This is a genomic window from Streptomyces sp. 147326 (assembly GCF_045000215.1).
Classification (GTDB): domain Bacteria; phylum Actinomycetota; class Actinomycetes; order Streptomycetales; family Streptomycetaceae; genus Streptomyces.
The window spans coordinates 1,604,371-1,627,374 of sequence record NZ_CP134201.1 but is presented as its reverse complement, the minus strand read 5'-3'; the positions used below and the strand labels follow the sequence as shown (position 1 = coordinate 1,627,374).

At 73.1% G+C, this 23,004-nt stretch carries 19 protein-coding genes, 1 tRNA gene and 2 pseudogenes; 10 read left to right on the top strand and 12 right to left on the bottom strand.

Going from position 1 to position 23,004, the window contains the following annotated elements:
- Positions 1–172: 172 nt before the first annotated feature.
- Together RIU97_RS07435 and RIU97_RS07430 are read right to left on the bottom strand one after the other, a co-directional pair.
- Positions 173–448 (bottom strand): annotated as a pseudogene (locus tag RIU97_RS07435) (LysR family transcriptional regulator); the annotation flags it as partial.
- Positions 382–546: a LysR family transcriptional regulator gene (locus RIU97_RS07430; protein ID WP_404954375.1), complete on the bottom strand. Its 165-nt coding sequence runs from the start codon at positions 544–546 to the stop codon at positions 382–384. The pseudogene RIU97_RS07435 and the gene RIU97_RS07430, both read right to left, overlap by 67 nt.
- Positions 547–692: 146 nt before the next feature.
- Between RIU97_RS07430 and RIU97_RS07425 the strand changes: the two genes are divergently transcribed.
- From RIU97_RS07425 to RIU97_RS07415, 3 genes are all read left to right on the top strand, one after another.
- Positions 693–1,835: a hypothetical protein gene (locus RIU97_RS07425; RefSeq protein WP_404954373.1), complete on the top strand. Its 1,143-nt coding sequence runs from the start codon at positions 693–695 to the stop codon at positions 1,833–1,835.
- A 148-nt stretch (positions 1,836–1,983) separates the two neighbouring features.
- Positions 1,984–3,024 carry a bile acid:sodium symporter family protein gene (locus RIU97_RS07420; RefSeq protein WP_404954371.1) on the top strand — a complete coding sequence of 347 codons (1,041 nt, stop codon included), beginning with the start codon at positions 1,984–1,986 and terminating at the stop codon, positions 3,022–3,024.
- A gap of 9 nt (positions 3,025–3,033) precedes the next feature.
- Positions 3,034–3,480, top strand: coding sequence for a (2Fe-2S) ferredoxin domain-containing protein (locus RIU97_RS07415; RefSeq protein WP_404954368.1), 447 nt, complete (start codon positions 3,034–3,036; stop codon positions 3,478–3,480).
- Here the strand turns inward: RIU97_RS07415 and fdhD are convergent.
- On the bottom strand, positions 3,470–4,297 hold the full coding sequence (gene fdhD, locus RIU97_RS07410; protein ID WP_404954366.1) for a formate dehydrogenase accessory sulfurtransferase FdhD: 828 nt from the start codon (positions 4,295–4,297) through the stop codon (positions 3,470–3,472). The two genes, RIU97_RS07415 and fdhD, sit on opposite strands and share 11 nt — an antisense overlap.
- Before the next feature lie 206 nt (positions 4,298–4,503).
- Between fdhD and RIU97_RS07405 the strand changes: the two genes are divergently transcribed.
- Positions 4,504–5,445 (top strand): beta-ketoacyl-ACP synthase III, encoded by a 942-nt coding sequence (locus tag RIU97_RS07405; protein WP_404954364.1) that lies wholly within the window; start codon positions 4,504–4,506, stop codon positions 5,443–5,445.
- Here RIU97_RS07405 and RIU97_RS07400 read toward each other — a convergent pair.
- A complete protein-coding gene (locus RIU97_RS07400) occupies positions 5,429–6,622 on the bottom strand; it encodes a low temperature requirement protein A (protein ID WP_404954362.1) in 1,194 nt (397 codons plus the stop codon). The two genes, RIU97_RS07405 and RIU97_RS07400, sit on opposite strands and share 17 nt — an antisense overlap.
- A 271-nt stretch (positions 6,623–6,893) precedes the next feature.
- Between RIU97_RS07400 and RIU97_RS07395 the strand changes: the two genes are divergently transcribed.
- Positions 6,894–6,978, top strand: a tRNA-Leu gene (locus tag RIU97_RS07395).
- A 140-nt stretch (positions 6,979–7,118) separates the two neighbouring features.
- The gene (locus RIU97_RS07390; RefSeq protein WP_404954360.1) at positions 7,119–8,906 is read left to right on the top strand and encodes a DUF262 domain-containing protein; all 1,788 of its coding nucleotides are present in this window, start codon (positions 7,119–7,121) and stop codon (positions 8,904–8,906) included.
- A 331-nt stretch (positions 8,907–9,237) separates the two neighbouring features.
- On the opposite strand, the pseudogene RIU97_RS07385 reads toward RIU97_RS07390, so the two are convergent.
- A pseudogene (locus tag RIU97_RS07385) lies at positions 9,238–9,957 on the bottom strand (IclR family transcriptional regulator); the annotation flags it as partial.
- An 827-nt stretch (positions 9,958–10,784) separates the two neighbouring features.
- Positions 10,785–11,333, bottom strand: coding sequence for a sigma factor-like helix-turn-helix DNA-binding protein (locus RIU97_RS07380; protein WP_404954358.1), 549 nt, complete (start codon positions 11,331–11,333; stop codon positions 10,785–10,787).
- Between the two features lie 447 nt (positions 11,334–11,780).
- Here RIU97_RS07380 and metG point away from each other — a divergent pair, with 447 nt between their 5' ends.
- Entirely contained in the window at positions 11,781–13,496 is a 1,716-nt protein-coding gene (metG, locus tag RIU97_RS07375; protein WP_404954356.1) for a methionine--tRNA ligase, read from the top strand.
- A gap of 152 nt (positions 13,497–13,648) precedes the next feature.
- A complete protein-coding gene (locus RIU97_RS07370; RefSeq protein ID WP_404954354.1) occupies positions 13,649–14,857 on the top strand; it encodes a glycosyltransferase 87 family protein in 1,209 nt (402 codons plus the stop codon).
- 28 nt (positions 14,858–14,885) lie between these two features.
- Here the strand turns inward: RIU97_RS07370 and RIU97_RS07365 are convergent, their stop codons facing one another.
- The 3 genes from RIU97_RS07365 to RIU97_RS07355 form a co-directional block, all read right to left on the bottom strand.
- Positions 14,886–15,542: a response regulator gene (locus tag RIU97_RS07365; RefSeq protein ID WP_404954352.1), complete on the bottom strand. Its 657-nt coding sequence runs from the start codon at positions 15,540–15,542 to the stop codon at positions 14,886–14,888.
- On the bottom strand, positions 15,530–16,777 hold the full coding sequence (locus tag RIU97_RS07360; protein ID WP_404962781.1) for a sensor histidine kinase: 1,248 nt from the start codon (positions 16,775–16,777) through the stop codon (positions 15,530–15,532). Before RIU97_RS07360 ends, RIU97_RS07365 begins: the two co-directional genes overlap by 13 nt.
- A 165-nt stretch (positions 16,778–16,942) precedes the next feature.
- A complete protein-coding gene (locus RIU97_RS07355; RefSeq protein WP_404954350.1) occupies positions 16,943–18,721 on the bottom strand; it encodes a serine/threonine-protein kinase in 1,779 nt (592 codons plus the stop codon).
- A gap of 229 nt (positions 18,722–18,950) precedes the next feature.
- On the opposite strand from RIU97_RS07355, the gene RIU97_RS07350 reads away from it, so the two are divergent.
- Positions 18,951–19,568 (top strand): hypothetical protein, encoded by a 618-nt coding sequence (locus RIU97_RS07350; protein WP_404954348.1) that lies wholly within the window; start codon positions 18,951–18,953, stop codon positions 19,566–19,568.
- A gap of 77 nt (positions 19,569–19,645) precedes the next feature.
- On the top strand, positions 19,646–20,422 hold the full coding sequence (locus RIU97_RS07345) for a hypothetical protein (protein ID WP_401604914.1): 777 nt from the start codon (positions 19,646–19,648) through the stop codon (positions 20,420–20,422).
- 17 nt (positions 20,423–20,439) lie between these two features.
- Here RIU97_RS07345 and RIU97_RS07340 read toward each other — a convergent pair whose 3' ends face one another.
- The 3 genes from RIU97_RS07340 to RIU97_RS07330 form a co-directional block, all read right to left on the bottom strand.
- On the bottom strand, positions 20,440–21,609 hold the full coding sequence (locus RIU97_RS07340; RefSeq protein ID WP_404954346.1) for an MAB_1171c family putative transporter: 1,170 nt from the start codon (positions 21,607–21,609) through the stop codon (positions 20,440–20,442).
- Positions 21,606–22,163, bottom strand: a complete 558-nt coding sequence (locus RIU97_RS07335; RefSeq protein WP_327412539.1) for a toxin-antitoxin system, toxin component — start codon at positions 22,161–22,163, stop codon at positions 21,606–21,608. The genes RIU97_RS07340 and RIU97_RS07335 overlap by 4 nt, the downstream gene beginning before the upstream one ends.
- Before the next feature lie 64 nt (positions 22,164–22,227).
- Entirely contained in the window at positions 22,228–22,896 is a 669-nt protein-coding gene (locus tag RIU97_RS07330) for a helix-turn-helix domain-containing protein (protein ID WP_404954343.1), read from the bottom strand.
- Between the last annotated feature and the right edge of the window lie 108 nt (positions 22,897–23,004).

Genomic DNA, 23,004 nt, shown 5'->3' with positions numbered 1-23,004 from the left:
CCGGGTTGCCGTGAGGGGCGCCGCCGCGGTTGCCGCGGGGCTTGATCACGGGATCGCCGCCGGGGGTTGCAGCCGGCGCCGCTCCCGGCGTCGCCACCGCCGCCGCTCCCGCGGTCGCCTCCGGCGGCGCGGGCCGCCGTTCCCGCGGTCGCCTCCGGCGGCGCGGACCCGTTCAGCCGGTGCGGCTGAGCCGGTCCGCGCCCGAGAGCACGGCCGCCGCCAGTGCCTCGGCCGCGGCCGAGGCGCGCGGCCCGCGGAGCAGCGCGAACTCCACCGGCCCCAGCTCCGGCAGCCCGCCGACCCGCACCAGGCCCGGCGGGATCAGCCCGCGGGTGTGCGCCATCACGCCCAGACCGGCACGGGCCGCCGCGATCAGACCGCTCAGACTGCCGCTCGTACACGCGATCCGCCAGGCCCAACCCTCGCGTTCCAGCACCTCCAGGGCCCTACCGTGGACTGCCGTACGCCGAGCCGCCCCGCGGCCTGCGTGAAGCTGAGCGTCTGGGCCACCGTGAGGAACGTGCGCAGCTGGACGGGGTCGTACATACCGCCGATGCTAGGCCGTCCCCGCGGACGGCGGTCCTCGTCCTGGCCGTTGACCTGGGCACGAGCCGTCCACGGAGCCGGGGGGCGGCTGCGCCGTGCGCGGTGCGCCGGGTTACCGTGTCCCTTCATTTCTAGGGGGACAACTGATGTCGCACCACATGGGGCCGGGACCGTACCCGGGACAGCCGAATCCGCAGTGGGGAGGCGGCTGGCAGCCGCCGCTTCCGCCGCCGCCGCCGAAGCCCGGCGTCATACCCCTGCACCCGCTCACCATGGGCGATGTGTTCAACGGCGGCTTCGCCACCTTCCGCCGGTACGCGAAGCCCCTGATCGGCGTCATGCTCGCGGTCCAGGGCATCGGAATCCTGGTCGTGCTCGCCGGGATCGGCGCCACCGTGGCCGCCGTGCAGGACCGGTTCGCCGCCGTCTTCGACCTCGCACCGGGGGACCGTCCCGACGGCGCGGACGTGGCGGGCCTGTTCCTTTCCTTCGTACCGGCCGTCGTGCTCCTGCTGGTCGTGGTCACGCTGTGCGCGGGGCTGATCAGCGCCCTGACTCCCGCGGTGACGCAGGAGGCCGTGCTCGGCCGGCCCACGACCTTCGGCGCGATGTGGCGCCGCAGCTGGTCCCGGCTGCCGTCGGTGCTCGGAACCGTGTTGCTCACGGGGCTGATCGTGGGCGGTCCGCTCCTCGTCCTCTACGCGATCTGCGTGCCGCTGATCGTCATGTCCGTCGACGACTCCGAGCCGCCGGCCGCCGCGCTCGCCGTGCTGTTCCTGGGCGTCTTCCTCTACATGCCCGTCGCGGTCTGGCTCATGACGCGGTTCAGCTTCGCGCCCGCCGCCGCCGTGTGCGAGGAGCTGCGCCCCGTCGCGGCTCTGCGGCGCTCCGCCCAGCTGGTCAGCGGTGACTGGTGGCGCGTGTTCGGCATCACGATGCTCGGGTACCTCGTGGCCGGCGCCGTGGGCTACATCATCCAGGTGCCGTTCAGCATGGTCGGCATGATCCCGCTCTTCCCGACCCTGATGGCGGCGGACGGGGGCGACATCGACCCGAGCCAGCTGATCTTCGGACTCGTCGTGTACGCGATCGCCTCGCTGGTCGGCGGCCTGCTCAGCGCGGTGTTCCAGTACGGCTTCCCCCAGCTGGTCATCGCCCTGCTCTACGTCGACCAGCGGATGCGCAAGGAGAACCTCGCGGCGGTCCTGATCGCCGCCGTCGCCCCGGCGCCCGCCCCCGCACCCGCCCAGGCGCCCGCACCCGCCGCCCCGGGTGCCGACGAGGTGTGACACGCACCTGCTATCGCAGGTTGTGATGACAGTGAGTGCGGTGTACGGGTTTCCCGATGACCGCCCACCGTCGACCATGGAGGGAGCACCGCGCCCGGGCCCTCGGCCCGGGCGCCACCCGCCCCGACAGCAAGTGAGCACCCCGCGCATGCGCCGCCCGCACCTCCCCGCCCGGCTGCCCCTGGACCCGTACATCCTGGCCCTGCTCGGCACCGTCGGCCTCGCCGCCCTGTTGCCCGCCCGCGGCGCGGCCGCCACCGTCGCCGACGGGGCTTCCACCGCGGCCGTGGGCCTGCTCTTCTTCCTCTACGGAGCCCGGCTCTCCACCCGCGAGGCCCTCGAAGGACTGCGCCACTGGCGGCTGCACCTCACCGTGCTCGCCTGCACCTTCCTGCTCTTCCCCCTCCTCGGCCTGGCCGCCCGCGTCCTCGTACCCGGCGTCCTGACCCAGCCGCTCTACGGCGGCCTGCTCTTCCTGTGCCTGGTCCCCTCGACCGTCCAGTCCTCCATCGCCTTCACCTCGATCGCCCGCGGCAACGTGCCCGCCGCGATCTGCGCTGGCTCCTTCTCCAGCCTGGCCGGCATCGTCCTCACCCCCCTCCTCGCCGCCGGCCTCCTCGGCAGCCGCGCGGGCGGATTCTCCCCCGACTCCCTGCTCAAGATCACCCTCCAGCTGCTGCTGCCCTTCCTGCTCGGGCAGGCCCTGCGCCGCTGGGTCGGCGGCTTCCTCGTCCGCCACAAGCAGGTCCTCGGCTACGTCGACCGCGGCTCGATCCTGCTCGTCGTCTACGCCGCCTTCAGCGCGGGCGTGGCCGCGGGCATCTGGCACCAGGTCAGCCTTCCGCGGCTGGGCGCCCTGCTGCTGGTGGAGGCCGTACTCCTCGCCGTCATGCTGCTCGTCACCTGGTACGGGTCGGCGCGCCTCGGCTTCGGCCGCGCGGACCGCATCGCCATCCAGTTCGCCGGGTCGAAGAAGAGCCTCGCCGCCGGACTCCCCATGGCCAGCGTGCTGTTCGGGGCCCAGGCCGGCCTCGCCGTGCTCCCGCTGATGCTCTTCCACCAGATGCAGCTGATGGTCTGCGCGGTCCTCGCCCGGCGCCGCGCGCGGGACGCCGAGCCCCAACGTGCGGCAAACCGTGTGGCGGAGGTCTCGCCCCCGGCCCAACATCCCGCCCCCCGGGGCCGTTAACGTGCGGTAGTGACCTGGATACGCCCGCTCGGCGCGCACGCCGAACGCCCCTGCACCCTGGTGGTCTGCCGCGGCTGCTGCTGCGGCGATGCCCGCAAGAACCCCGGCTCCGACCACGCCGGCCAACTCGCCCGGCTGCGCGAGGCCGCCGCCGCCTCCGGGGGCCGCCTGGCCGTCCGTACGAGCGACTGCCTCGGCCCCTGCGCCCAGGCCAACGTGATCGTCGTCCAGCCCACCACCGAAGCCCGCCGCCGCGGCGCCCGCGCGACCTGGTTCGGCTGGGCCCTGGACGACACCGCGACCGACGAGATCATCGCCTGGGCCGAATCCGGCGGCCCGGGCTCGACCCCGCTCCCGGCCATCCTGGACCTCCACCGCATCGACCCCCCGGCCCCCAAGGAGCCGTCGTCGTCCGTCGCCTCCGCCCGCCGAGGCCGCCGCAAGGCTAGAGGGTGATCCGCTCCTCGCCCGCGTAGATGTTCATGTCCGGCCCCCGCAGGAAGCCGACCAGGGTCATCCCCGACTCCAGCGCCAGGTCCACCGCCAGCGAGGACGGCGCGGAGACGGCCGCCAGTACCGGGATGCCGGCCATCACGGCCTTCTGCGCGAGTTCGAAGGAGGCCCGGCCCGACACCAGCAGGACCGCGCCCGTCAGCGGCAGCCCGCCGGCCTGGAACGCCCGGCCGATGATCTTGTCGACCGCGTTGTGCCGGCCCACGTCCTCCCGCAGGTCCAGCAGCTCGCCCTGCGCCGTGAACAGACCGGCCGCGTGCAGTCCGCCCGTACGGTCGAAGACCTTCTGCGCCGCGCGCAGCCGCTCCGGGAGCTCGCAGAGGACCTCCACGGGTACCCGTACCGGGTCGGCGGCGATCCCCGGGAAGCGGGTCGCCGTACGGACCGCGTCCAGGCTGGCCTTGCCGCACAGGCCGCAGGAGGACGTGGTGTAGACGTTCCGCTCCAGCGTGATGTCCGGCACCGGGACCCCGGCGGCCAGCTGGACGTTCACCACGTTGTAGGTGTTCGAACCGTCCTCGGTCGCCCCCTCGCAGTAGGTGACGGCCTGCACGTCCGATGCCGCTCCGAGCACTCCCTCGCTGACCAGGAAGCCCACCGCCAGCGCGAAATCGTCGCCCGGCGTACGCATCGTGATGGCCAGCGGCTTGCCGTTCAGACGTATCTCCAGTGGCTCCTCGGCCACCAGCGTGTCCGGGCGGACACCCGCCCCGCCGTTCCGGATCCGGACGACGCGACGGCGTTCGGTGACCCGTCCCATGGTGATCAGCCCTCCCCTTCAGTTTCTCGCCGGTATCCGACGACCTCATTCTCCCGGTTCCGCTTCCCGCGACGCCCCCGGCAGGTGGATCCTCGGGAAGCTCCAAAATCCGGGGCCGGAATCCTGTCGGGTCACACGCACCCGTACCCACCAGTAGCAGGCAAAGCTGGGTGATCCTGACTTCCGTACAAGGGGGGACCCCGCCCATGACCGGTTCACGCGTGGTGGCGCTAGGGCACTACCAGCCCGCGAAAGTGCTCACCAACGAGGACCTCGCGGCCATGGTCGACACCACCGACGAGTGGATCCGGTCCCGCGTCGGCATCCGCACCCGCCACATGGCGGGCCCGGACGAGCCGGTGGACGAGCTGGCCTACCAGGCGGCGGGCAAGGCGCTGGCCGGCGCCGGCCTGACCCCGGACGACATCGACCTCGTCCTGGTCGCCACCTCCACCGCGATCGACCGTTCGCCCAACATGGCCGCGCGCGTCGCCGCCAAGCTGGGCATGGGCGGCGGCCCGGCCGTGATGGACATCAACGTCGTCTGCTCGGGCTTCACCCACGCCCTGGCCACCGCCGACCACGCCATCCGCGCGGGCTCCGCCACCCGCGCCCTGGTCATCGGCGCCGACAAGATGACCGAGATCACCGACTGGAGCGACCGCAGCACCTGCGTGCTCACCGGCGACGGCGCGGGCGCGGCCGTCGTCGAGGCCTGCGAGGAGCCGGGCATCGGGCCGGTGCTGTGGGGTTCGGTCCCGGAGATGGGCAACGCGGTCCGGATCGAGGGCTCGCCGCCGGTCTTCGCCCAGGAGGGCCAGTCCGTCTACCGCTGGACCACCAGCCAGCTCCCGCCGCTCGCCCGCAAGGTGTGCGAGAAGGCCGGGATCACCCCGGAGGACCTGGCCGCGGTCGTCCTCCACCAGGCGAACCTGCGGATCATCGAGCCGCTCGCCGCCAAGATCGGCGCCGTCAACGCCGTCGTCGCCCGCGATGTCGTCGACTCCGGCAACACCTCGGCCGCCAGCATCCCCATGGCCCTGTCCAAGCTGGTCGAGCGCGGCGAGATCCCCTCCGGCGCCCCGGTCCTCCTCTTCGGCTTCGGCGGCAACCTCTCCTACGCCGGTCAGGTCATCCACTGCCCGTGACGGCTTCCGCAGCCGTTTCCTCCGCCGGCCCGGCGGGGGAGCGGAGGCCCTCGGCGGCCAGCGCGCCGATCAGGACGCACGCCAGCGCCACCAGCTGGCCCGCTCCCGCCCACCCCGTGCCCACGGGGACGGTGGCCAGGGAAAGCACCAGGGCCGCCGCGCGGTAACGGGCCGGCCCGATGCCCAGCGCCGCCCGGAAGGCCAGGTCCCCGGCCAGGTACAGGGCGACGCCGCCCGCCAGCGCGACCGCCGGCCCGGTGTGCAGGTGCTCGCCCAGGTGACCGATGGTCTTCTTCACGCCCGCCGCGAAGACGGCGATGCCCAGGAGCATCGGCAGGAAGGCGTAGTAGTACGCGACCATCGCCAGCTTGAAGCGCCGCTCGGGCGGAGTCCGCTCGAAGACCTCCTCGGCCCGGCCCTCGTCGCGCACGAAGTACATCCACCACATCGCGGACGCGACGGTCAGGGCCAGGAAGGCACCCCCGGCGATCCCGGGGGACAAGGGCAGTGAGCCCACCCCGATGCCGATCGCGATCACGGATTCGCCGAAGACGATGAGCAGCAGCAGGCCGTGCCGCTCCACGAGGTGCGCCGCGTTCATCCCGCCCAGCTGGTCCCCGACCGTCTGACCGGGCGCCTCCGGCTCCGCCGCGGCCCCCGCCGACCCGCTCGCCGCGACCCGCTGTACGACCACCGGCGTCGCGAACTGCAGCAGCAGCGCCAGCATCCACAGTCCCCAGGCCGGCGCACCGTCGAAGAACCCGGCCGCGGTCACCGACAGCGCGCACAGCGCGTTGGGCAGCGCGAACCACAGCACCCCGCGCCCGTGCGCCTGTGTGTAGAGCGCGCTGTGCACCAGGACGACCAGCAGGTACCCGAGCCCGAAGGCCACGCCGCCCGCCCCGAAAGCGGTGGGCACGGCCAGCGCGCACACCAGGAACGCCCCCATGGCCAGCATGAGCAGGACCCGCCGGACGGTCCGGTCCGGCGGCACCTGGTTGGTCAGGTGCGCGTAGCCCCCGTACATCCAGAACAGCACGGTGAAGATCAGCACCACCTGCCCCGCACCCCGCAGGGTCAGGTCGTCCGCCAGCAGCACCGTCAACTGCGTGATGGTGAAGACGAAGACGAGGTCGAAGAACAGCTCCAGCGTGCTGACGCGGTGCTCGGTTTCCATGCGCGGCTCCCCCCCCCGGATGTGTGCGCAGCCATCCGACCGCCCGGCATCCCCCATGTCCAGCCGGTATCAGCATCCGGAAGCCCCACGACGCCGTCGCCCCACCCCGCCCGGTCCCGACGAGACATCCCGTCTCGCTGCCCCCCTGGGGGCATGCCCGCAGGTCAGCCCGGCGTGGCGGACGCCCGCCGCTCGGATAAGTGGTCGGAACCCCGCCGATCCTTTGCTATTGTTGTCCATGTCGCCGCGGGAAACCGGGGCCGACCACCTGGTCCGGGTGGCGGAATGGCAGACGCGCTAGCTTGAGGTGCTAGTGCCCTTTATCGGGCGTGGGGGTTCAAGTCCCCCCTCGGACACAAGCGAAAACCCCACTTCGGTGGGGTTTTTGTCGTTCCGGGGAGTGATACACCGAGCTGAAGCCCGCTCGGTGTGACGGAAGGGTCGGATAGCCTCCGGGTGTCCCGCATCCGCCCGTTCCGTGGAGGGCTCGCACGCCATGGCCAAGCTGCTCTACAGCGACACGACACTCGCTGTGTCTCACCTCGTGAACGACATCGAGCGCGGAACCATAGCCCTGCCCGAGCTGCAGCGCCCTTACGTCTGGCCGGCGGCGAAGGCGCGTGACCTGTTCGACTCCATGTACAAGGGTTTCCCGGTCGGCTCCCTGCTGTTCTGGAAGACCGGAGCCGAACCGGGCGCTCGCCAGATCGGCACCGAGACCAAGCAGGCCGTGCCGCAGCACCTCATCGTCGACGGGCAGCAGCGGCTCACCTCCCTCTACGCCGTGATCACCGGTGCCGCCGTGCTCCGGGACGACTTCACCACGCGCCGGATCCGCCTCGCCTTCCGGCCGACCGACGCCACGTTCGCCGTCACGGACGCCGCCGTCGAGAAGGACCCGGAGTACCTGCACGACATCAGCACCCTCTGGGCGCCGAACAGCCGGAAGAAGGTCGTCCGGGCCTTCCTGGAGCGCCTCGCGGAGAAGCGGGAGCTGGACGAGGAGGAGAAGGACCGCCTGGACACGGCGCTCGACGACCTCCACGGCCTCGGGAACTACCAGTTCAAGATCGTCGAACTGTCCGAGACCATCGACGAGGAGGAAGTCGCCGAGATCTTCGTCCGGATCAACAGCAACGGAGTCACCCTCAACCAGGCGGACTTCATCCTCACCCTGCTGTCCGTGTTCTGGGAGGAGGGCCGGCGCGCCCTGGAGGACTTCTGCCGCGAAGCCCACCAGCCGAGCCTCGACAACTCCTCTCCCTTCAACTGGCACATCCAGCCCGAGCCTTCCCAGATGCTCCGCGTCACCACGGCGGTCGCCCTGCGCCGCGCCGTCCTCAAGCAGGTCTACGTCGTACTCCGCGGCAGGGACATCGACACCGGCAAGCCCTCCGCCGACCTTCGCGAAGAGCAGTTCGGCCGCCTCCAGGCAGCACAGAAGCACGCACTGGACCTGACGAACTGGCACGAGTTCCTCCAGTGTCTGGAGCGTGCGGGCTTCCGCGGGAGCAAGATGATCAGCTCCGCCAACGCCGTGATCTACACCTACGCCCTCTGGCTGGTCGGTCGCGTCGACTACCAAGTGCCGCTCGGCCGGCTGCGCGAGACCATCGCGCGCTGGTTCTTCATGGCCCACACCACCAGCCGCTACTCCGGCTCGTTCGAGACCCGGGTCGAGCAGGACCTCGCCCGCCTGTCCGGCGTGGACGCCGGCGACGCCGATGCCTACCTCGCGACGTTGAACAAGGTCGTCGACGACACCCTCACCCAGGACTACTGGGCCATCACCCTGCCCAACAACCTCGAGACCGCGGCCTCGAAGTCCCCGGCGCTCATGGCGTACATCGCGGCGCTCAACATCCTGGACGCCGACGCCTTGCTGTCCACGGGGAAGGTGCGCACCCGTCTCGATCCGGCGATCACCGCGAAGAAGGGCATCGAGCGCCACCACCTCTTCCCGAAGAACCACCTGAAGAACAGCGGCGTCACGGAGACCCCGCGCATCAACCAGATCGCCAACATGGCCCTGGTGGAGTGGAGCGACAACATCGCCATCGCCGATCAGCGGCCCGCGGACTACTGGCCCGCCCAGGTCACCGCCAAGCAGATCCCCGGCGACCGGTTGGCCCGGCAGCGCCACTGGCACGCGCTCCCGGACGACTGGGAGCACATGCCGTACGACGAGTTCCTCGCGGCCCGCCGCACTCTGATCGCCTCGGTGGTCCGCGACGCGTTCACCAGGCTGAGCGAAACCACGCAGCACACCACTCCGGGGCACTGAGCCGGGGCCCGGCCCCGGACCTTCACGTGCCCAGCACCACCAGGCCCGTCGGGGTGGTCAGGCTGCCCGGGGTGACCGAGGTGAAGGTGTGGGGGAGGGCGAGGCGGGGCTGGCCGGTGTTCGGGGCGGCGTCGAAGAGGTAGGCCGCCGCGGTCGTGGTGTCGCTGACCAGGTGGGGGCCGGCCGCGGCAGCCATGGCTCCGGTCAGCGGGGTGCGGAAGAGGCGGCGGAGGTGGCGGAGGGTCTCCGGGGTGACCGGGGCCCTCATCGGCGGGGGCTCGGCGGCGGGAGCGTCCGCGGGAGCCGGGGTGTCCGGGGGGATCGCGCCGGTCAGGAGCAGCGCGAGGAGTACCGGAACGGCCTTGCGGCGCAGCGCCGCGGTGGCCTCGGGCAGTCGGTGGGCATGGGTCGCGGGCAGGGAGAGCGCGAGGCTCCCGGCCGCGTCGCCGGTGGCGATCGGGACCGCCGAGCAGACGACTCCGGGGGAGTATTCGAGCAGGTCGAAGACGGGCGCGCCCGGAGCGACCGCGTCCAGGGCGGAGAACAGGGCCCGGCTGTCGGTGATGGTCTGCGGGGTGAGCCGGGCGGGCCGGTGCCGGGCCACGTGGTCGGCGCGGCGGTCGTGGTCGAGCTGGGTCAGCAGGCACTTGCCGACCGCACTGGCGTGCGCGGCGGCCCGGAAGTCGACCCACTCCCGCACCGGCGGGGTCGCCGGCCCGTCCGCCATCTGCGTGATCCGGACCTCCCCGTCGGCGTACCGGCTGAGGTACACCGCGGCGCCCGCGCTGTCCCGGGCCAGCGCCAGGGTGCGCTGGAGCTGGCCGGCCAGGCCGTGGCCGCCGGGGGCGGCGAGCCGGTCCAGGGCGGGCCCGGGCCCGTACACCCCCGCGCCCGCGCGGTACGCGTACTCCTCCTCGCACAGCATCGGCAGGAGCCGGCGCAGCTCCGCCCCGGCGAGGCCCGACTCCCGTGCGAGCCGGGCGGCCCCCACCCCCAGCGGGTGCTGCTCCAGGACGCGTACGACGGCCAGCGCGCGGCGGGCTTCCGCCAGGGCCTCGCCCGTTCCGCCCTGGACGACGGTCCCGCGGGCCGCCGCCGTCAGTGCCGGGTGGCGCAGCGGTCCTGCGGACGGCCGGACCGCGGCCGCCGGGGCGGGGGCCGCCGGCGCCGGGACGGTAGCGGTCACGGAGACGGGCGGCGCCAGGAAGGCGGTCAGCACCGCGGACAGCCCGGGCCGCGGCAGCGGCACCGCGCCCAGGTCGGGGTCCTCGAACTGGTCGACGTAGCGCAGCACGGCCGCTTGCGCGCACAGCCGGACCTCCCGCAGGTCCCGCCGGCCGCCCGGCCGGAAGCCGCGGCGGCACAGCTCGCGCGCCCAGTGCCGGGCGTCGTGGTGCTCACCGCGCCGGGAGTGGTCGAGGAAGAGGCAGTACGCGGCCGCGGCGGTCGGCGGGCTCCCGGAACCGGCGGCGAACTGCCACCAGAAGCGGGCGCCTTCGCGCAGTCCGGCGAGGTGCAGCAGGCAGCCGAAGACGACCGCGCCGGCCAGGTCGGTGTGCCCGCCGGTGCGGAAGGAGTCGAGGTGCGCCCCGGCCCTCGGCGCGCACACGGACGCCAGGCAGACGGCCTTGAGGTCGCGCCGCGCCCGTTCGGCGTCGAGCGGGCAGTCCCGGGCCGGGTCGCTCCAGCCGTAGGCCGACCGGCGCCGGGCCCGGTGCCCGGGGACCGGCCCGTGCGGTGTCGCGCGCAGCAGCCGGGCCTCGGCCGCGCCGAGGTCGTAGTGCCGGTAGCGGTCGCGGACGCCCGCCCGGGCGAGGAACTCGGCGAGCGAGCGGGGGGTCGGGTCGCCGTCCTGCCGCTCCACGGGCTCGTACCGCTTCATGAGCCGGCTGATTCGGCTGATTCGGCGGACGTGTCGAGGAGGCGGGCGAGCCGCCGGTGGGCCTGGCCCAGGTAGGAGCGGACCGTGGCCTCGTCGACGCCCATCACCGCGGCGGCCTCACCGGGGGTGCACTGGAGCCCGTACCTCAGGAGGACCGCGTCGCGCTGCCGCTCGGCGAGCCGGGAGACGGCGGAGTAGAAGCGGATGGTGTCGGTCAGCACCTCGTACCGGTCGGCGTGGGCCTCCTTGAGGGCGGCCTCGAAGGCGCTGATGTCCATCGGCTCGGGCTGCTGCTGCCAGGGGTGGCGCCTGTGCTGCCGGTCGACCAGGCAGTGCTTGAGCACGGTCCACGCGTAGGCGTCGAGGCGGTCCATGTGGAGCATCCGGAGCCACTCGCCCATGATCGAGTCGAAGGTGGCGTCCACCGCCTCCTCCGCCGCCGCGTCGGAACCCAGCTGCAGATACGCGAAGCGCATGTACGCGGGCCGCCGGTTGGCGTGGAAGGCCCAGTACGACAGGCGTGCCGTCGCATCCCACTGGCTCATGGGAGTCGGCCGCCGACGCCGACTCGGTAGTCCCACGGCCCCACCGGACTCCTCCGGTCCGCAATCGCTCACCGCTCCACCTCATCCCCTGTGCGCAGAACAGGAAAGCAGCGCGGGCGCACTCGGAGGGCGCAGAGAAGAAAGCTGGAAGCATTGCGTCGGCGATGATCGAACCGTGATCGATCTCGATCGCGCGGGGCTCCAGCCAGCACGTATGCATATGCCCGCTGCCGGTGCCGCCGGACCTCCGGTCCGGTGCCCTGCCGTCCGCCTGTAGCATGGGCCCGATTGCGAGGGCCGTGACGGAGAGGTCACTGCCCTCGCTTTTGCGTTACGTCCCCCATGAACAAATGCGGCGCGTGGCCTTTCGGCGGTTCGATACGATGAACCGCACTCACAATCCGTCACGTCACGTGGCACCGCACAGAGGAAATGGAGCATCCGAGGATGGCTCGACACCTGATCACCAGCGCGCTTCCCTACATCAACGGGATCAAGCACCTGGGCAACATGGTCGGGTCGATGCTTCCGGCGGATGTGTACTCCCGGTACCTCCGCCAGCGCGGCCACGACGTCCTCTACATCTGCGCCACCGACGAGCACGGCACCCCCGCCGAACTCGCCGCCAAGGAGGCCGGGATCTCGGTCGCCGAGTTCTGCGCGCAGGCCCACGACGCCCAGAAGGCGGTCTACGACGGCTTCGAGCTGTCCTTCGACTACTTCGGCCGCAGCTCCTCCGCGCAGAACCGCGAGATCACCCAGCACTTCGCGCGCAAGCTGCAGGAGAACGGCTTCATCGAGGAGCGCGCGATCCGGCAGGTCTACTCGCCGGTCGACGGCCGCTTCCTCCCGGACCGCTACGTCGAGGGCACCTGCCCGCACTGCGGCTACGACAAGGCCCGCGGCGACCAGTGCGAGAACTGCACCCGCGTCCTGGACCCCACGGACCTGATCGAGCCCCGCTCGGCCATCTCCGGCTCCACCGAGCTGGAGGTCCGCGAGACCAAGCACCTCTTCCTCCTGCAGTCCAAGCTCCAGCACGAGGTCGAGGCCTGGGTCTCCGAGCACGAGGAGGAGTGGCCGCAGCTCGCCTCCTCCATCGCCCGCAAGTGGCTGACCGAGGGCCTGCACGACCGCGCCATCACCCGTGACCTCGACTGGGGCGTCCCGGTCCCGGCCGACACCTGGCCCGAGCTGGCCGCCGAGGGCAAGGTCTTCTACGTCTGGTTCGACGCCCCGATCGAGTACATCGGCTCGACCAAGGAGTGGTCGGACCTGGACCCGGCGAACCGCGACTACAAGTCGTGGTGGTACGAGGCCGAGGACGTCCGCTACACGCAGTTCATGGCCAAGGACAACGTCCCGTTCCACACGGTGATGTTCCCCGCCACCGAACTGGCCACCCGCGAGCCGTGGAAGAAGGTCGACTACGTCAAGGCCTTCAACTGGCTGACGTACTACGGCGGCAAGTTCTCCACCTCGCAGAAGCGCGGCGTCTTCACCGACCAGGCGCTGGAGATCCTCCCGGCCGACTTCTGGCGCTACTTCCTCATCGCCAACGCGCCCGAGTCCGACGACTCGTCCTTCACGTGGGAGCACTTCGCGGCCACGGTCAACAAGGACCTCGGCGGCACCCTCGGCAACTTCGTCAACCGCGTACTGACCTTCTCCCGCAAGAAGTTCGGCGACGAGGTCCCCGCCGGCAGCCCCGCCGGCGAGGTCGAGGCCAAGCTGGGCGAGCAGATCGCCGAGCTGCTGGCCGAGTACGAGGGACACATGGAGTCCCTCCAGTACCGCAAGGCGGCGGCCGCGCTGCGCGCCCTGTGGTCGGCCGGCAACGCCTACCTGGACGAGAAGGCCCCCTGGCTGGAGGTCAAGACCGACCTGGAGGGCGCGGCGCTCACCCTGCGCACCGCGATGAACCTGATCCACCTCTACTCGGTGGTCTCCGAGCCGTTCATCCCGGCCTCGGCGCGCGCCATGCGCTCCTCCTTCGCGCTCGCCGACGACACGGCCACCTGGGTCACGCCGGAGCAGGCCAGGGCGCTGGACGCGGTCCCGGCCGGTACGCCGTTCACCGTGCCGCCGGTGCTCTTCGCGCGGGTCACCGAGGAGGACCTGGAGTCCTACCGCGAGCGCTTCGGCGGTTCCCCGGAGGCCTGAGCCTTCGAATGACAACTCCGTGAGGGGCGCGGCCTTTTGGGGCCGCGCCCCTTTCGCGTGCCCGCCGGGCGGGCACGGTAGGGAAAACCCCACCGCGAAGTGTCCACCTGGGCGTGCAGACCCGGTGGGCGCCGCGCGGCTGGAATGGGGCCATGACCCTTTCCCGTACCGCCCGTTGGACCGCGGGCTGGCTGCTCGCGGCTGCCTGGGCGCTGTCCTTTCCGCTCCTGTCCCCGCTGGAACCCCACCGGCTGTGGGGCGGGTGCGCGGCCTGCGGGTACCTCGTCGCCGCCGTGGCCACCGCCCTGGGCCGCCGCCGCGCCGCCCTCGCCGCCGCACTGCTCGGCGCCGTCGCCGTACCGCTGCTGTGGCTGGTCCTGACCGGCCGGGGACAGTCGGAGGTGATGGTCATCGAACGGTCCGGGCGGCTCCTGCTGGAGTCCGGCCGGCTCTACGTCGACCGGCCCGCGGACGTCGAGGAGTACACGCCGTACCTGCCGGGCATGGCCCTGCTCGGCATCCCGCGGGCCCTGCTCGGCGGCGGGGACGGCTGGGCCGTCCGGCTGCTGGGCGATGCCCGGATCTGGTGCGCGGCGGCCCTGTTCGCCGGCCTGTGGGCCGGCCGGAGGCTGCTCGGCGCGGCCCGGTCACCGCTGCTCCCCGTGCTGGTGGCCTCGCCCCTGGTGGCCATGCCCCTCGCCGTGAGCGGGGTGGACCTGCCGCTGGCCGGGCTGTGCTGCCTGGCGCTCGCCGCCGCGGCGTCGGGCCGGCCGGTGGCGGCCGGCGCGGCCCTCGCCGGGGCCTGCGCGCTGAAGTGGACGGCGCTGCCCGCGGTGGCCGTGGCGGTTGCCCTGCTCGCCGTCCGCCGGGACGGGCGGTCGGCGGTGCGCTGCGGACTGACGGCGGTGGGCGGCACGGCCCTGCTGGTGCTGCCCGGTGCGCTGCTGCAGCCGGGCGAGCTGTGGCGGCAGGTGTTCGCCTTCCCCACCGGGCGCGCGGAGGTCGCGACCCCGGCCGGCAGTCCGCTCCCCGGACACCTGCTGGCCGAACTGGGCTCCTGGGGCTGGTACCTGACGACGGCTCTGCTCGTGCTGGGCGGCCTGGCCGTGGCCCTCTCGCTGCTGCTCCGGCCCCCGCGCACGCTGGTGGCGACGGCGGACCGCCTCGCGATCGGCCTCACCACGGCCTTCCTGCTGGCCCCCGCGGGCCGCTTCGGCTACCTGGCGCTCCCGGTGCTGCTGGCCCTCTGGTCCCGCACGGTCGCCGCGCCCCCGCGCCCCACCCGCGTCGTGGCGGGCTCCCGGCAGCCGGGGAAGGTTCCGTCGGTGGTGCGCGGGTCCGGGGGCAGCTCCCACCGGTAGCCGGGGGAGCGGGCCCGCAGGGGACGGTCTATCCGTCGGCGCCGCGCAGGTGGGCCAGGACCGCGAGGACGCGGCGGTTGCCCTCCGTGGCGTCCAGGTCGAGTTTCGTGAAGATGCTGGAGGCGTGTTTGACGACCGCGGCCTCGGTGATGAAGAGCCGTGCGGCCAGGGCCTGGTTGTTGAGGCCCGAGGCCATCAGGGTCAGCACCTCGCGCTCGCGCGGGGTCAGCCGGGCCAGTGGCCGGTCCTCGGACCGGCGGCTGAGCAGGACCCGTACGACCTCCGGGTCGATGACGGTCTGGCCGTCGGCGACCCGCTGGAGGGCGTCCAGGAACTCGGCCACCTCGCCGACGCGGTCCTTGAGGAGATAGCCCAGCCCGGCCGCCGAGGCGCCGGTGAGCAGCTGGGTGGCGTAGGCCGTGGCGACGTACTGGGAGAGCACCAGCACGGGCAACGAGCCGTCCCGGTAGCGGAGTTCGAGCGCCGCCCGCAGCCCTTCGTCGCGGAAGCCGGGCGGCATCCGCACATCGGTGACGACGGCGTCCGGCCGCTCCGCCTCCACCGCCCGTACGAGCTCGTCGGCGCTGCCGACGGCCGCGAGGACCCGGTGGCCGCCACGGGTGAGGAGTTCCGTCAGCCCGGCGCGCAGCAGGACGGAGTCCTCGGCGAGGATCAGCCGGAGCACGGGACCTCCACGCGCAGTTCGGTCGGCCCGCCCACCGGGCTGGACACCACCAGTCTGCCCTTCAACATCGCCACCCTGTCCGCGAGTCCCGCCAGGCCCGCCCCCGCGCCGGGATCGGCGCCGCCGCGGCCGTCGTCGGTGACGGAGAGGATGAGCCGGTCGCCCTCGACCCTACCCGCGACCGCGATCCGCGAGGCGCCGCTGTGCTTGGCGGCGTTCGCGAGGGCCTCGGTGACCGTGAAGTACGCGGTGATCTCCACCGGTTCGGGCAGCCGGGGCAGGTCCAGGTCCACCGTGACCGGCAGGGGATGGCGCAGGGCCACCTCGGCCACGGCCGCCGCGAGCCCGTGGTCGGTGAGCACCTGCGGGTGGATGCCCCGTACGAGGTCGCGCAGTTGCTCCAGGGCCACCTTCGCCTCGCCGCGGCCCCGGGCGACCAGCGCGGCGGCCCCTGCGGCCTCCGGCAGTCCCCGCAGTTCCAGCTCGGCGAGGCCCAGGGTCATGCTGAGCGCGACCAGCTGCTGCTGGGCGCCGTCGTGCAAGTCCCGTTCGATGCGGCGGCGTTCGGCCTCGAAGGCCTCGACGAGCCGGACCCGGGAGCGGGTGAGCTCCAGGACCCGGTCGGCCTCCTCGCGCGGCCCGAGCAGCCGGCGCACGGTCGTGACCTGCGCCCAGGCGAGCAGGGCTCCGGCGTACGCGGCCACCAGCAGCCCGGCCAGGCCGGCCGCCGTGCCGCCCAGGCCCTCCAGCGGGCCGGAGACGGGCCGGCCGGGGATCAGCATCACCTGGTCCGGGGCGATGGCCCAGACGGTGACCGGGGTCGCGACGAGGATCAGGGAGAACGCCACCAGTGTGATCACGAGGAACCCGGCAGCCCCGAAGACCGGCCCGAGGAGGGCGGCGTACCCGAACTCCCGCCAGGTGGCCCGCTCGCGCAGCCGCGTCCGCAGCCAGGCCGCGGGCCCGGCCCCGGGGAGCGAGGTGTGCGGGTCCGCCACGCGCACGGGCTCCACCCACCGCAGCCGCCACCGCTCCAGCGCACTCAGCGGCACCCCGGCGATGACCGCGCAGAGCAGGAGCAGCAGCCCGATCCCGGCCACCGCGAGCACCACCCCGAGCCCGACGAGCAGCCCCAGGACGACCAGGACCGGATAACCGATGAGGAAGCCGCTGCCCGCGTACGCCCAGCACCGCCAGGGCCACCAGGAGCCCAGGAAGCGCAGGGGCCGGCGCATCGCCGCCCGGACGGCGACGGGTGGCCCGGCAGCCGGTTCGGCCGCCGGTGGTGCGGCAGCAGGTTCGGCCGCCTCTTCGGCGAGGGGAAGGGAGTCGGACATGTGACCCCAGTCTAGAAGGTGCCGGCCGGACGCCGGCCGGACGGTACTCCCCGCGTCCGCTGCTCAGCCGGTCCGTACGAAGGTCCGCACCGCCGTGTCGAAGTAGCCCCGCGCCTCGCCGGAACGTCCGACCGGCGACGAGACCCACACGTCGTACAGCCGGCCGCCCTCCTCCCAGCACAGGTCGCGGGTGTGCCGGGGGCCCTCGGCCGTCGAGAAGCCGTTCCAGGTGAACAGCCAGAGGGCGGCCTCGTGGCCGTTGTGCGTGCTGGCCGCGACCTCGGCGTCCCGGTAGCCGGGGTTGTTGGACGGCCCCTTGGCGTGGGCCCGTTGATGCACGGCGAGCGGCCCGCCCGACTCCGGATCGGCCACCTTGATGCCGATGCGGAAGGTCTCACCGGGGGACACGTAGAAGATCCGGGGACCCTCGACCTTGCGCGTGAAGCCGAGGGGGACGGCGAGCGAGAAGCCCTCCGGGTCCTCGGCGACCCGGTAGCCGGCCGGGGCGCCCTTGTCGTCGGAGGACGGGGGAAGCGGCGGCGGCGCCGCCGGGGTCACCGTGCCGGTCCGCTCGCCGGGGCGGCTGGGGGAGGGCATGGGGGTCGTGGGCGAAGGGGTGGTGAGTGCGGGGGCCGGGGAGGTGGCCGTGGCGGGGGACGAGCTGTGGCCGCCGGCCGCCCCGCTCGTGGCGGCCTGTCCCCGGCGTTCGTCGTCGTTCATGAGCAGCGCGGCGGCGGAGACGCCCGCCCCGGCGATCGCGGCCACCAGCAGGCCGGCGATCAGCGCGGCCCCCGGCCGCCGCTTCCCGGGGGCGGGGGAGGCCGACGCCGGGGCTGCGGCCGCGGGTGCGGTTACGGGCGCCGTCGCCGGCACGGGAGCCGGCACCGGTGCCTGCGGCGGCGCCGGCGGCAGTACAGGAGCCGGTACAGGAGCCGGTACGGGCGCCCGTACGGGCGTCGGTGCGGGTACGGCGGGCCCGGCCACGTCCTGCGTCGGCGTGTACTCCGGCGCCGCCGCCGCGTACGCCCGCAGCAGCCGCTCCGCCTCCTCCGCGCCGAGCCGCTCGGCGGGATCGCGCTCCAGCAGCCCCCGCACCACCGGCAGCAGCGGCCCGCACGCGGCGGGCGGCCGGATCTCGTCGTAGACCACCGCGTGGAGCACCCCGCCGAGCGAGTCCCGCCGGAACGGGGACGCGCCGCTCACCGCCGCGCAGAGCAGGGCGCCCAGGGACCACAGGTCGGACTCGGGCCCCACCGGCGCCTGCGCGGACATCCGTTCGGGCGCGGTGTACTCCGGGGAACCGACGAAGGCCCCGGTCGAGGTCAGCGTCGTCGCGCCCGCCACCTGCGCGATCCCGAAGTCCGTGAGGACGGGCCGGCCGCCCGGCGCCTCCAGCAGGACGTTCGCCGGCTTGATGTCCCGGTGCAGCACCCCCGCCGCGTGCGCCGCGCGCAGGGCGCCGAGCAGGGCGATCCCGATCCGGGCGCCCTCCGCGGGGTCCACCGGGCCGGTGCGGGAGAGCCGGTCGGCGAGGGAGCCGCCCTCGACCAGCTCCATGACGATGTACGGGCGTTCGCCGTCCTCGACGATGTCGTGCACCACGATGATGTGCGGGTGCTTGAGCTGAGCCGCCGCGCGGGCCTCGCGGAGCGTGCGCTCGCGCTGGAGCCGGGCCCCGTCCTCGGACAGGGCGGGATCGAGCGCCACCTCCTTGACCGCGACGCACCGGCCGAGCAGCTGGTCGGTGGCGCGCCACACGATGCCCATGCCACCGCGGCCGAGCTTGGCATCCAGCCGGTAACGCCCGGCGATCAGTCGGGCGTTCTCCCCCTGGGTCCCCATGGCGCCATCATGCCGCATCGCCGGCGTGGGCCGGGGCCGGGCGCACGCACGGGCGGACGCACGACCGTGTGAGGACCGGAGGCGCGACCGGGTGAGGAACGGTACGCGCGACCGGGTGACGTGACCCCGCGTCAGGGTTCCCGATCCGTCCGCGGCGTGTCGAAGACGAGCCTTGATCGTTTCTTCAGCGGTGACCCATGCATCTGCTGCGGATTTCGGGAGGACGCGCGTGACCGCTTGGCAGTACTTCGCCGGGGCGGGGCTGGTGGCGGCGCTCTGCCCGCTGCACGGCCACGTGGCGGTCGCGGGCGACGGCCACGGCCGCGGCGCCCGCGTCGACCTGTGCGTGCCGATGAAAGGGCCGCAGCCGAGGGGGCCCGTCGCCCAGCCTTCCGGGCGGCCCTCGGTACGGGCGGCCGTGCCCGGCGCCGCCCGGCCCACCGTGCACCACCCGGGGCGGATGCCCGCGCCGGCCGTCGCCGCGCCCGGACGGACGCCGCGGCCCGGACTGCCGGAGCCGGCGGAGCCGCCGGCCGCGCCGGCTCCGGCGGCGCCCTCCGCGCAGGCCGGGGCCGGGGACGCGGAGCCGCCGGTGCCCGCGCCGGATCCCGGGGGCGCAAGCGCAGGGGCGCCCGCCGACGCACCCGCCGATGCACCCGCCCCGCCCGCGCCCAGGGCCGCCGCCGCCTCGCGCGTGAGTGCCTTCCACGTGCGTCCGTACCGCGCGGTGGCCCTGGAGCGGCGCGGCCCGAACGGAATGTCCACCGTGATGCTCATGGTCGTCGTCACCACCCCGGCCGTACTCGCCGCGGCCGCCCTGCGTCCGCGCTCCAAGAGCCGCGGCTGACCGCCTCTTCCAGGAGCCGCGGCCGCCCGCCGCGCCCCATCGACCCCACCCACCCCACCCACACCGGGAGAATCCACGTGTCCGAATGGCTGGTCCTGGCCATTGCCATGGCGCTCGTCTGCGCCGTCGTCCTCGCCATCACCACGATCCGGCACCGCCGGGCCGCGGACGACGAGGACACCAGCGAAACCCCCGACGTCATCGAGTACATGACGATGATGGTGGGCGTGGTCTACGCCATCGTGCTGGGCCTGGCCATCGCGGGCGTCTGGGAGGCGCGCGGCGCCGCGGAGGACAGCGTGCGCCGCGAGGCCCAGGCGCTGTACGAGGTCACCCAGCGCGCCGACGTCTACCCGGCCGCGGTCCGCGACCGGATCCGCGGCGAGGTGGACGCGTACGTCTCCCACACCGTCGCCGTGGACTGGCCGCTGCTGACCTCCGGGGAGGGCGCGTCGGCCGAGGGCGCCCAGCTGCTGGGCAAGCTGCGCAGCGACGTCACCCACCAGAGTCCGGCCACCGAGCTCCAGGCGCAGGCCTACCAGCCGCTGCTGGACCACATCGCGGCCGCCGACGACGCCCGCCACTCGCGGACGCAGAGCTCCGAGTCCACGCTGCCGAGCGTGGTGTGGTTCGGCCTGCTGGTCGGCGGGGTGGTCACCGTCGGGCTGATCTTCACCCTGCAGATCCGCCGCTCCGGGCGGGAGTTGCTGCTCGCCGGACTGTTCAGCGCGCTGATCGTGTTCCTGCTGTTCATGGTGTGGAGCTTCGACGCGCCCTACGGGCGGGACGGGATCGACTCCGCGGGTCCGTTCCAGGACCTGTTCCCGAAGACGGCGGTGACCGCGGCCCGCTGAGCCCGCAGGGGTGCCCGCTACACCGCGACCTGCTGACGGACCGCCTGCACCACCGGTGAATGCCGCAGGGCGTGGGAGATCCGCAGCAGGTCGCGCGGTACGTCGGCGGTGTCGAGCGGGGTCTCGTCGTCCTCGCCGATGATCCTGCCCTCGGGGTCCGCGGAGCGGGCCCGCACGGCGGCCGCGACCATGGCGGCGTCGGCGACCGCGCGGGCGGTCTCCTCGTCGGCCCCCGCGGCGACGGCGCTCTCGTAGGCGCCGTCGCGCAGGCCCTTGTCGAAGTACGGGCCCAGGTGCAGGAAGCCGTCGTGGATGTCCGACTCCCGCTGGATCACCCGCAGCTCCGCCGCGGACCACCAGGCCATCTGCACGGACGGCGTGCCGCTGGGCGCGGAGATCTGCACCTCCTGCCACAGCGCGCCGAGCCGGCGGTACGTCGCCCAGGTCTGCCAGTGGTCCGACAGCCGCTGGCAGACGAGCGGGACCACGAAGCCCATCGCGCTGATCAGCGCGCCCAGGGCGGCGAGCGGCGGGGCGACGTAGGTGCTCAGGTCGTCGAGGTCGTGGCCCAGCCAGCGGGCGACCACCGAGGAGATCTTGGTGGCGTCGTAGGTGAGGTTGAAGATGTAGCCGGAGACGATGATCATCAGGCCGACCCGCAGCCAGCCGCGCACCTGCAGGGACCAGCGCCAGCACAGGACCACCATCACCACCGCGGCCACGTGGTGGGCCAGCAGGTAGAGGGCGATCATCATCCCGATGTACGGGGTGTTCGCGTAGAAGGTGTCGAAGTCGCGCAGCCGCTCCACCGGGGTGTCACCGAGGGCGAACAGCACGATCAGGGCCACGATCACGAGGCTGTAGCCCGTGATCCAGCGGCGCGAGACGCGTCGGGTCTGTTCCGGCGGTCCGCCCCGCCAGTTGACCATCAGGACCAGGCAGGAGGCGCTGAAGGCGGTGATCAGGCAGTACACCAGGGGGGCCGAGACGTTGACGATCCCGGTCCAGCGGTTGACCGCCGCGATGGTGGGCGGGGCCGCGAAGAAGAACACCGCTCCCGCAAGGGTCAGCAGGGCGACGACCGAACGCAGGAGCGGGTCGCGCCAGTTGTGCCGTAGGGCGGGCAGCTTGAAGGCGAGTGAGATCGCCATCGCGGCCGCCGGTATGTAGTAGTCCTCGCCGTTCAACGGTCGTTCCTGTGCCCCCGGTAGCCCAGCGATGCCTCGATCCGGCCCGCCAGTTGGTCGCGCTGGACCGGAGCCCGGTGGCCGGCCGATCCGGCCAGCCAGTTCCGGCACCGACTGCCCAGCAGTAAGCCGAAGGTTTCGGCCTCGGTCTCCTCCTGCACGTCGGCGCGCGTGCGCGCCGCGACACGGCGGACGGTCTCTCCGATGTCCGCCTCGTCGGTCAGCAGCCGCGCGGCGACGGCGGCGCCGTCGACGTGGTGGCTGCAGTGGCCGGCCTTCATGTGCCACAGCTCGTGGCCCAGGATCACCAGTTGGTGGTCGGGAGCGGTGCGTTCCTCGATGACCACGAGATCGCGGTCCGCCATGTCGAGCCAGAGGCCGCTCGCCGTCCGCGGGGGGAACGAGGCCATCCGGAAGTCCACCCGTCGGCCGCGGTGTCTGCTCATGCCCTCGCAGAGGGCAGCGTAGAGGTCCACGGGTTCCACGGGTGCGGTCAGCCGGATGCCGGCCACCAGCTCCCCGCACAACCGCCGCTGCTCTCTGCCTATGCTCACCGTTCTCCCCGTCGGCGCGGATCCGGATCAGGACTCAAGGATCAGACCCAGACTTTCGACTGGGTCAGGATTCGTTCGGTTTTACGCTTTCGAGGAGCATGTCCAGCCATTCGGTCACCTTGTCCCGGTGCTTGTCGCTGGGCAGTTGGGCGGCGCGCCAGGCGATGCCCCGCACGCCGTGGTTCTGGAGGAGTCTTGCCAGCGGATCGCCCGCCGATGCGGCCGCGGCCGGTACGGTTTCCCGCGCGCGCCCCGCGAAGTCCTGCAGCAGCTGTTGCTCGGTCCGCTGGAGCGCGTCGGTGAGGGCGTCGGAGTCGTGTGCCGTGAGGAACCCGGCGTGCACCCCGAAGAAGCGCTGGATCGCGTCGCAGTGCTCCATGGTGGGGCGGCGGTCGCCGTTGATCAGGGCCCCGGCCTGCTGCCGCGACATGCCGGCGCCGTCCGCGATCTCCTGCTGCGTGTAGCGGCGGCCGTTGGGTTTGACCCGGGTGCGCCGTAGCAGGTCGAGCCGCTGGAGGAACCGGGTCTGCAGATCGGGTTCGCCGGCCGGCCTGCCGTCGAGGAGGGTCTTGACCACGTCCGTGGGCACGCCGGAGGCCTCCGAGAGCCGCCGCAGGTCGAAGACCTGGTTCAGGTCGCGGCCCATCTTGCCCGCGAGTTCGGCGACGCGCGTGATGGTGGCTGCCAGGGGTGCGTTGGCCACCGCGACGGGAGCCGGGAAGCCGTCTGTCACCAGTGGTTCTCCTAGATCGCGCGAAGTCGGTTACGGCACATGGTCGGCTTCTGGAATCTAGCCGCTCTCGCCCGGAAGGGCTAGAACGTGCCACAGCTGTGGCGGGAA

Coding starts and splice junctions, on each gene's coding strand:
- RIU97_RS07370 (WP_404954354.1), top strand. CDS start 13,649: ATGACCCTTTCCCGTACCGCCCGTTGGACCGCGGGCTGGCTGCTCGCG.
- fdhD (WP_404954366.1), bottom strand. CDS start 4,297: ATGGGACGGGTCACCGAACGCCGTCGCGTCGTCCGGATCCGGAACGGC.
- RIU97_RS07360 (WP_404962781.1), bottom strand. CDS start 16,777: ATGCGCCGGCCCCTGCGCTTCCTGGGCTCCTGGTGGCCCTGGCGGTGC.
- RIU97_RS07390 (WP_404954360.1), top strand. CDS start 7,119: ATGGCCAAGCTGCTCTACAGCGACACGACACTCGCTGTGTCTCACCTC.
- RIU97_RS07405 (WP_404954364.1), top strand. CDS start 4,504: ATGACCGGTTCACGCGTGGTGGCGCTAGGGCACTACCAGCCCGCGAAA.
- RIU97_RS07400 (WP_404954362.1), bottom strand. CDS start 6,622: ATGGAAACCGAGCACCGCGTCAGCACGCTGGAGCTGTTCTTCGACCTC.
- metG (WP_404954356.1), top strand. CDS start 11,781: ATGGCTCGACACCTGATCACCAGCGCGCTTCCCTACATCAACGGGATC.
- RIU97_RS07355 (WP_404954350.1), bottom strand. CDS start 18,721: ATGGGGACCCAGGGGGAGAACGCCCGACTGATCGCCGGGCGTTACCGG.
- RIU97_RS07425 (WP_404954373.1), top strand. CDS start 693: ATGTCGCACCACATGGGGCCGGGACCGTACCCGGGACAGCCGAATCCG.
- RIU97_RS07420 (WP_404954371.1), top strand. CDS start 1,984: ATGCGCCGCCCGCACCTCCCCGCCCGGCTGCCCCTGGACCCGTACATC.
- RIU97_RS07430 (WP_404954375.1), bottom strand. CDS start 546: ATGTACGACCCCGTCCAGCTGCGCACGTTCCTCACGGTGGCCCAGACG.
- RIU97_RS07380 (WP_404954358.1), bottom strand. CDS start 11,333: ATGAGCCAGTGGGATGCGACGGCACGCCTGTCGTACTGGGCCTTCCAC.